Source organism: Kitasatospora arboriphila (assembly GCF_039528095.1).
GTDB classification, from domain to species: Bacteria; Actinomycetota; Actinomycetes; order Streptomycetales; family Streptomycetaceae; genus Kitasatospora; species Kitasatospora arboriphila.
The window spans coordinates 8,125-16,123 of sequence record NZ_BAAALD010000133.1 but is presented as its reverse complement, the minus strand read 5'-3'; the positions used below and the strand labels follow the sequence as shown (position 1 = coordinate 16,123).

At 74.7% G+C, this 7,999-nt stretch carries 8 protein-coding genes; 5 read left to right on the top strand and 3 right to left on the bottom strand.

Annotated elements, in window-relative coordinates:
* Positions 1 to 79: 79 nt before the first annotated feature.
* Positions 80 to 1,204, bottom strand: coding sequence for a polyprenyl synthetase family protein (locus ABD353_RS36500; RefSeq protein WP_344628021.1), 1,125 nt, complete (start codon positions 1,202 to 1,204; stop codon positions 80 to 82).
* Between the two features lie 167 nt (positions 1,205 to 1,371).
* Between ABD353_RS36500 and metF the strand changes: the two genes are divergently transcribed.
* Together metF and ABD353_RS36490 are read left to right on the top strand one after the other, a co-directional pair.
* Positions 1,372 to 2,286, top strand: a complete 915-nt coding sequence (gene metF, locus ABD353_RS36495; protein WP_344628020.1) for a methylenetetrahydrofolate reductase [NAD(P)H] — start codon at positions 1,372 to 1,374, stop codon at positions 2,284 to 2,286.
* Between the two features lie 87 nt (positions 2,287 to 2,373).
* Entirely contained in the window at positions 2,374 to 3,240 is an 867-nt protein-coding gene (locus ABD353_RS36490; protein WP_344628019.1) for a hypothetical protein, read from the top strand.
* Between the two features lie 16 nt (positions 3,241 to 3,256).
* On the opposite strand, the gene ABD353_RS36485 is transcribed toward ABD353_RS36490, so the two are convergent.
* Together ABD353_RS36485 and ABD353_RS36480 are read right to left on the bottom strand one after the other, a co-directional pair.
* The gene (locus ABD353_RS36485) at positions 3,257 to 4,642 is read right to left on the bottom strand and encodes a phytoene desaturase family protein (protein WP_344628018.1); all 1,386 of its coding nucleotides are present in this window, start codon (positions 4,640 to 4,642) and stop codon (positions 3,257 to 3,259) included.
* 63 nt (positions 4,643 to 4,705) lie between these two features.
* Positions 4,706 to 5,314, bottom strand: coding sequence for a DUF4126 domain-containing protein (locus tag ABD353_RS36480; protein WP_344628017.1), 609 nt, complete (start codon positions 5,312 to 5,314; stop codon positions 4,706 to 4,708).
* Between the two features lie 592 nt (positions 5,315 to 5,906).
* Here ABD353_RS36480 and ABD353_RS36475 point away from each other — a divergent pair.
* From ABD353_RS36475 to ABD353_RS36465, 3 genes are all read left to right on the top strand, one after another.
* Positions 5,907 to 6,425: an SAV_6107 family HEPN domain-containing protein gene (locus ABD353_RS36475; RefSeq protein WP_344628016.1), complete on the top strand. Its 519-nt coding sequence runs from the start codon at positions 5,907 to 5,909 to the stop codon at positions 6,423 to 6,425.
* Positions 6,426 to 6,517: 92 nt separating this feature from the next.
* Positions 6,518 to 7,270, top strand: a complete 753-nt coding sequence (locus ABD353_RS36470; RefSeq protein WP_344628015.1) for a methyltransferase domain-containing protein — start codon at positions 6,518 to 6,520, stop codon at positions 7,268 to 7,270.
* Between the two features lie 274 nt (positions 7,271 to 7,544).
* Positions 7,545 to 7,928, top strand: coding sequence for a DUF3040 domain-containing protein (locus ABD353_RS36465; protein WP_030262858.1), 384 nt, complete (start codon positions 7,545 to 7,547; stop codon positions 7,926 to 7,928).
* Positions 7,929 to 7,999: the final 71 nt, after the last annotated feature.

The following is a 7,999-nucleotide window of genomic DNA, read 5'->3' as shown; positions in this document are numbered from 1 at the left end:
GTCTCACGCAGTTCTCCCCAGCCTTCGGCCGGGAGGTGCCCCCACGCGCCCCTGTCTTCGCTTCGCGCGCAGCCGCTCGTCAGTGCTTGCGGATGGTGGCGGCTTCGGCGAGGGCGAGGAGGGCGGGGCGGGCGGGGCCGTCGGCGAGGGGGGCGGCGTCCAGGGCGGCGAGGGACTGTTCGAGGAGTTCCTCGATGCGACGTTCGACGCGGTCGGCCGCGCCGCTGCGCTCCACCAGCCCGCGCAGGACGGGGATCTCCTCGGCCGCCAGGTCGGCCGCGCCGAGCCGTTCGTCGAGGTGCCGGGCGTCCGCGGGGGAGAGCCCCCGCATGGCGTGGGCGACGAGGAGGGTCCGCTTGCCCTCGCGGAGGTCGTCCCCGGCGGGCTTGCCGGTGACGGCGGGGTCGCCGAAGACACCGAGAAGGTCGTCGCGGAGCTGGAAGGCCTCGCCGAGCGGCAGCCCGAACGCGCCGTAGGCCTCGACGAGTCCGGGTCCGGCGCCGGCGAGCAGGGCGCCGACCTGGAGGGGCCGTTCGATGGTGTACTTCGCGGACTTGTAGTGCAGGACGGTCTGCGCCCGGTCGAGCGCCCCGGCGTCGGCGGAGTCCCCGGCGACCGGTTCGAGGACGTCGAGGTACTGGCCGACCATGACCTCGGTGCGCATGAGGTCGAAGACGGGCTTGGCGGCCCGTACCGCGTCGTCCGGCAGCCCGGAGCTCTGGAACAGCTCGTCGCACCAGATCAGCAGCAGGTCGCCGAGCAGGACGGCGGCGCTGGCGCCGTACTGCTCGCGGTCGCCGCGCCAGCCGTTCTCGCGGTGCAGGCCCTCGAAGCGGCGGTGGACGGAGGGCAGGCCGCGGCGGGTGTCGCTGCGGTCCATGAGGTCGTCGTGGACGAGGGCACTGGCCTGCAGCAGTTCGAGGGCGGCGGCGGCGTCGGCGATGCCGGGGTGGTCGGCGGAGCCGCCGGCGCCGCGCCAGCCCCAGTAGCAGAAGGCGGGCCGCAGTCGCTTGCCGCCGTCGAGCAGGAAGTCGCGCAGTGCCTCGGAGACCGGGCCGAGCTGGGGGGAGATGCCGGCGAGCAGGGTGCTCCGGCCGTCCATGAAGGCGGCGAGCGCGGCGTTCACACGGTCGCGCACGGCCTCCCGGTCGATCGGGTTGGCCGGCAGGCTGGTGGAGGAGGGCACGGTGGGACTCCGGATCATTGGGCTGACAATCAGCCTATCCGGCGGTCGTCCGGGGCCCGAATCGGGCGTCCGCGCCAACCGGCGCGGACGCGCGGGTGGCCCCGGTCACGCGGTGTCCCACGTGCACGTCTCATTCAGTGGACTACGTTTGGTCACCCTCCGCGCCTGACCGCTAGCCTGCCAGCATGGCACTCGGCATCCCCTCCACCCGGACCGACCACGCGCCGACCGTCCGGGACCTGCTGGCGGCCGGTGACCGCTCGTTCTCGTTCGAGTTCATGCCGCCGCGCAACGAGGTCGGCGAGCGCCGCCTCTGGGACGCGATCCGCCGGGTCGAGGCGCTCGACCCCAACTTCGTCTGCATGACCTACGGTGCCGGGGGCTCCTCACGCAGCCGGACGGTCAACATGGTCGGCCGGATCGCGACCGAGACCACCCTGACCCCGGTCGCCCACCTGACCGCCGTCGACCACTCGGTGGCCGAGCTGCGCAACATCATCGGCCAGTACGCCGACGAGGGCGTGCGCAACGTGCTCGCGGTGCGCGGCGACCCGCCCGGCGACCCGATGGGCGCGTGGGTCCGGCACCCGGAGGGCGTCACCTACGCCTACGAGCTGGTCGAGCTGATCAAGGGGATCGGCGACTTCTGCGTGGGCGTGGCCGCCTTCCCGCAGATGCACCCGCGGTCGGAGAACTGGGACGAGGACATCCGCCACTTCGTCGCCAAGTGCCGGGCCGGCGCCGACTACGCGATCACCCAGATGTTCTTCGAGGTGGAGGACTACCTGCGGCTGCGCGACCGGGTCGCGGCGGCGGGCTGCACCACGCCGATCATCCCGGAGATCATGCCGGTCACCAACATCCGGCAGCTGGAGCGCTTCCCGCAGCTGTCCGGCTCCGACTTCCCGGAGGAGCTGAAGGACCGCTTCCTGGCCGTCGCCGACGACCCGGACGCGGTGCGGGCGGTGGGCATCGAGCACGCCACCGCGATGTCCGAGCGGCTGCTCGCCGAGGGCGCGCCGGGCCTGCACTTCATCACCCTCAACCACTCCACCTCGACGCTGGAGATCTACCAGAACCTCGGCCTGCACCGGCGCTGAGGCCGGTCCTGCCGAGGATGCAGTGGTGTCCGCCCGCAGCCTGTACAGTCGCCCGCACATGCGGGGCGCGTGAGTGGAGGTAGCGGGATGGGCATCGGGTACCTGCTGCTGTACGCCGCACTCGCGGTCGTCGCGCTCTGGCTGATCGCCGAGCTGCTGCTGCAGAACCGTGCCCCGCTGGTGTGGCGCGGCGTCGCCCTGTCCGGCTTCCTCCTGGTGGTCGGCGGCATGCGGCTGCAGTCGGTGCTGGTCATCGGCATCGGCGCGGCCGCCTTCGCGGTCGGCCAGTTCTTCGTGACCACCTCGGTGAAGCGCGGTTTCGTCGCCGGCTGGTCGCTGCGCCGTGAGGACGGAGCCCTGCCCGGCCCGCTGGCCCGTGTCCCGCTGCTGAGCGCCGCCACCGGCGGTGCGACCGGCGCCGAGGAGACGGCCCTGCCCGAGCCGCCGGTCGTCGGCGAGGTCGGCCCGGTCGAGCCCGACGTGGCCCTCGCCGCGTACACCGAGGTCGAGGAGGTCGCCGCCGACGGCGTCTACGCCGAGCCGCAGGCGTACCAGCAGCAGGAGCAGCAGGTCTGGACCCAGCAGGGCTTCCCGCAGCAGGCCACCCACCAGGACGCGTACGCCCAGCAGCAGGCCGGCTACGGCTACGGCTGGGACCAGCAGTGGGCGGCGCAGCAGCAGGTCGCCCACGCCCAGTACCAGCAGCAGGACGCGTACGGCCAGCAGGTCGCCTACGCGCAGCAGGCCGCCTACGCCCAGTACCAGCAGGACCCGTACGCCGCGCAGCAGTTCGCCGCCCAGCAGGCGCAGCAGCTCCAGGCCCAGCAGCAGGGCCAGTACTACCAGCAGGGCCAGTACTACCAGCAGGGCTGGGAGTACCAGCAGCAGCCGGCCGTCCCGCAGCAGCAGGGCCAGTACCAGCAGCAGACCTGGGACTACCAGCAGCAGGGCTGAGCCCGGCGGCCGGCCGTCAGGCCGGGCCGATCAGCCCGGCGGTGATCGAGGCGGACATGCCGACCCTGGCGAGCCCGCCGCCGGGGTGGGCGCCGCCGCCGATCCGGTACAGGCCCGGGACACCCGTCCCGTTCGGCGGGTTGAGGGTGCCGCCCGCCAGCGAGGGGACGGGCACCCACGCCGTGGACCGCACCTCGCGCCACAGCACCCGCTCGCGCAGGTCCAGCCCGGACTTCGCCAGGTGGTCGAGCAGGTGGCCCGCGTAGGCGTCCAGGTCGTCGCCCTCGCGCACCCCGCAGGTGACGGTGAGGGTGACCGCCTCGTGGTCGGCGTCCGGTACCAGGGAGGGGTCGTCCGGCCGCAGCACCTGCACGGTCGGCCCCTCGGGGACGCTCTCCTCGTGCAGCAGCGCGTCCCTCTCCCAGTCCGCGCCCCCGGCGTGCACCACCGTCCGGTGCACGGTGCCTTCCGGCCGGGCCCCGCGCAGGGCGAGCAGCACCCGCACCCGGCCGAGCCCGCCGCCCGGCTTCTCCCAGCCGAGGCCCGGGTCGGGCGAGGAGGAGAGCACCAGGTCGGCGTCGATCCGCTCGCCGTCGGCCGTGAGCACCCCGCAGGCCCGGCCGCCCGCGGTCAGCACCTCGGCGACCCGGGTGCCGAAGCGGAACTCGGCCCCGCGCTGCTCGCAGCGGCGGAACACCGCGTCGGCCAGCGCCCGGATGCCGCCGCGGACGTACCAGACGCCGAAGGACTGCTCCATGTACGCCAGCACGGTCGCCCCGGCCGGAGCGTCGGGCCCGAGGCCGAACCGGGTCGCGTACTCGGTGAGCAGCGCCGTCAGCCCGGGGTGGTCGCCGAGTTCGCGGCGGGCCACGTCGCCGAGGGTGTACGAGCCGCGCGGCAGCCACTTGGCGGGGCCGCGGCGCGGCGGCCGCGGGTACGGGTCGGCGAGCCGGCCCTCGGGCAGCGGCTCCTCCATCAGCGGGCGGCGGGTGGCCTCCCAGACCGCCCGCCCGCGGTTCGTCACCTCGCCCCAGCGGTCGCCCGAGCCGGCGCCGAAGGCCGTGTCCAGGGCCTTGGCGACGCCGCCGCGGGAGGCGTTCGGCAGCACCAGGTCGGTACCGTCCGGGAAGAGGTGCCGGCTCTCCGGCTCCACCGGGACGAGGTCGACCAGCTGCTCCAGCGGCTCCCGGCCGCTCTTCAGCGCCAGGTCCCGGTAGACGGCCGGCAGGTTGAGCACGCCCGGCCCGGTGTCGAAGGCGAAGCCGTCCCGTTCGTACCGGCCGACCATGCCGCCGTACGTCGGGGCGGCCTCGCACACCGTCACCCGGTGGCCGAGGGTGCCGAGCCGGGCCGCTGCCGCGAGTCCGGCCATGCCTGCGCCGATGATGACGATCCGTGCCATGGGCGCTGAGTCTACGGGCGAACCCGCGCAGGTCACCCGGGGGCTGCCGCCCTCACGTGCTCGTCAGTACTGCGGCTGGACGGTCGCGGTGCGCGCGGCCCTGCGCTCGCGGCGGCGCTGGAGGAAGCGGCGGATGCGGGAGACGGCGAACCAGACCAGCAGCACCCCGACCACCAGCAGCACCGCGGCCGCCGAGGCCGCCACCCACGGGTGGAAGACCGCCAGGGTGACCAGGCCGGCCACCGAGAGGTCCTCCAGCAGGCTGACCACGATGTTCGAGGCCGGCTCGGGCGAGGTGTTGACCGCCATCCGCAGCGAGGCCTTGATGCCGTGGCTGACCAGAGCCGTCGTACCGCCGAGCGCGCCCGCGGCGACCTCGCTCAGCGAGCCGGGGTCGTTGCTCGCCATCAGCACGCCGACGACGGTGCCCGCGGCCGGGCGGATCACGGTGTGCACCACGTCCCACACCGAGTCCACGTACGGGATCTTGTCGGCCACCGCCTCGCAGAGGAACAGCACCGCGGCGGCGATCAGCACGTCCGTCCGCTCCAGCGCCGGCGGCACCGACTCGGCGCCGCCGAACCGGCCGAACAGGCCGAGCAGCAGGACCACGGCGTAGGCGTTGACACCGCTCGCCCATCCGCTGGTGAAGATCAACGGGATGATGCTCAACTCTGCTCCCCTCCGGCAGGGCCGCCCGACACCCGGGCGGTCGGGACGTACCGTACCGGTGCTCCAAGGACGCGCCGCACGGCCCGCCGGTTCCCGGGCGCCAGGCCCGCCCGGGGACTGAGTACGGATACTCAGGGCCACGAATGAGTACGCCGACGGATACCCCATGACCTGCGGGGACGCCATAGTGGTGGGCGCCGGGCGGGGTGAGCGCGAAGCACCGTCCGGGAAGCGACAGGGCCGTCCGCCGACCGTGGGGGACCGGCTGGCCGGCCCGGTCGCGTGCACGGGCCGTTCGGGGCCGCGCACCGCCGGCACGGGGCGGCGGAGCGCGGTCCGGGGGGACGGCCCGACCGGGGGAGACCGGAGGCCGGGGGAACGGCCTCCGGCAGACGTGCGGGGCGGCGGCGCCCGGCCGGACGGCGACGGGGGTGCCGGTCCGGCCGCGCCGCCGCCCCCGCCGCTCCTCCCGCCGCCGTGCTCCCCGCACCCCCGGCGGACCGTTCGCACCCGGGATTGTCAGTGGCGGTTGCCACGCTGGAGTGGCGCGGGCCGCCCGGCCCGGGCAACCCGCATCGGACCGGGGGAGACCATGACCATCAGCCGCCCCGAGCGCGTCACCCGCCACCCTGTCGCCGAGACCCTGCCCGCCGGACGCACCCGCCCCGCCGACGTCCACCCCGTGGTGCGCCGGACGGACGCCCCGCCCGCCGCCCTCGACCTGCTCCGCCAGGCCCACCGCACCCTCACCGCCGCCCGCGGCCTGCCGGACCCGCTGGAGCGCTACGCCACCGCCCACCTCGCCGCGCTGCGCACCACCGCCGCCGTGCTCGCGGTGCGCGGCCGGCCCGAGGGCAACCCGCGACGCCGCAAGGCCATCCGCAGCGCCTGGGAGCTGCTGCCCGGGGTCGCCCCCGAGCTCACCGAGTGGGCCGTCTACTTCGCCGCGGGCGCACGGCGCCGGGCCGCCGCCGAGGCCGGCATCCGTACCGCGGCGACCGCCCGCGACGCCGACGACCTGATCCGCAACACCGGGCTGTACCTGCGGATCGTCGAGCGCCTGCTCGGACTGAGTCCGGTCGTCCCCCAGCAGCCCCTGCCGCTGGCGTAGCGGGCCGCGGCCGTCGGGCGCCGTTCGGCCGGCACCGCAGGGCCTAAGGTGGTGGCGTTCGGTGATCGATCCCAGTACCGAGGAGCTCCGCCGTGTACCCGACGCGCCCCCGCAGTGCCCTGCGTACCGCCGTGGTCTGGGAGGTGCTGCGCACCGCCCTGGAGCAGCGCACCGCGGAGCTCGACCGGCCGGTGCTGGACGTCCTCGACACGGGCGGCGGCACCGGCAACTTCGCGGTGCCGGTGGCCCGGCTCGGCCACCGCGTCACGGTCGTCGACCCGAGCCCGGACGCGCTCTTCGCGCTGGAGCGGCGCGCCTCCGAGGCCGGGGTCACCGGTCTCGTCCGCGCCGTCCAGGGCGACACCCAGACGCTGCCCGAGGTGGTCGAGGCCGGCTCGGTGGACGCCGTGCTGTGCCACGGCGTGCTGGAGGTCGTCGACGACCCGGCGGAGGCGCTCGGCAGCCTCGCCGGCACGCTGCGCAAGGGCGGCCTGGTGAGCCTGCTCGCCGCCAACCGCAACGGCGCGGTGCTCGCCCGCGCCCTGGCCGGCCACTTCGCCGACGCCCGCGCGGTGCTGGACGCCGAGGACGGCCGCTGGGGTGCCGGCGACCCGATGCCGCGCCGCTTCACCGGCGAGGAGCTGTCCGGCCTGACCGCCGCGGCCGGCCTCCAGGTGCGCTCCGTGCACGGCGTACGGGTCTTCGCCGACCTCGTCCCCGGGGTGCTCGTCGACACCGAGCCGGGCGCGATGGAGGCCCTGCTCAAGCTGGAGCTGGCCGCCGCCGAGGAGCCCGCCTTCCACGCCGTCGCCACCCAGCTCCACCTGCTGGCCGCCCTCGTCTGAGCCCGCCGCCGGGCGCCGCCGCGCCCCTTGGGCTGCGGAGATTCCGATGATCCGGGCACTTGTGCGCGGGCAGGGGCGTTGGCACCGGTGCAGGGCGGCTCCGAAGTGGTTGATGGCACGTGTCCACGACCACCCCGAACAGGCCCTGTGGACCGTATGATCTGGGTAAAGCCGGAAAGCATGACACCCGAACGCCTGGGGCATATGGACCTCACAGGATCAGGCCCAGGGGTGGCGGACCGGTCGCCCCGCGACCGACGAGTAGGAGGACTCCGTGCCGCTCTCGGAGCACGAGCAGCGACTGCTCGAGCAGATGGAGCGAGCGCTGTACGCCGAAGATCCCAAATTCGCGTCAGCGCTTGAGGGAACCGGCCTGCGCACCTACACCCGTCGGAGGGTCTACCTGGCCGCCGCAGGGTTCGTGGCTGGCGTCGGTCTCCTGATGGGAGGCATGGTCGCCCAGCTGATCTGGGTGAGCGTGATCGGTTTCCTGGTGATGCTTGGCTGCGCGGTCCTCGCCGTGACCGGATGGCGACGCGGTGCCCTCGGGCACGGATCGGGCCCCAAGGCATCCCCCGCTCCCCGCCGCAAGGCGAACGTGATGGACCGGATGGAACAGCGCTGGCAACGCCGCCGCGACGAACACGACGGCCTCTAGGACCACTGGAAGCACGAGCGACCGACCGCCGGGGGCGGGCAGTTCACCGAACTGCCCGGCCCCCGGGCGGC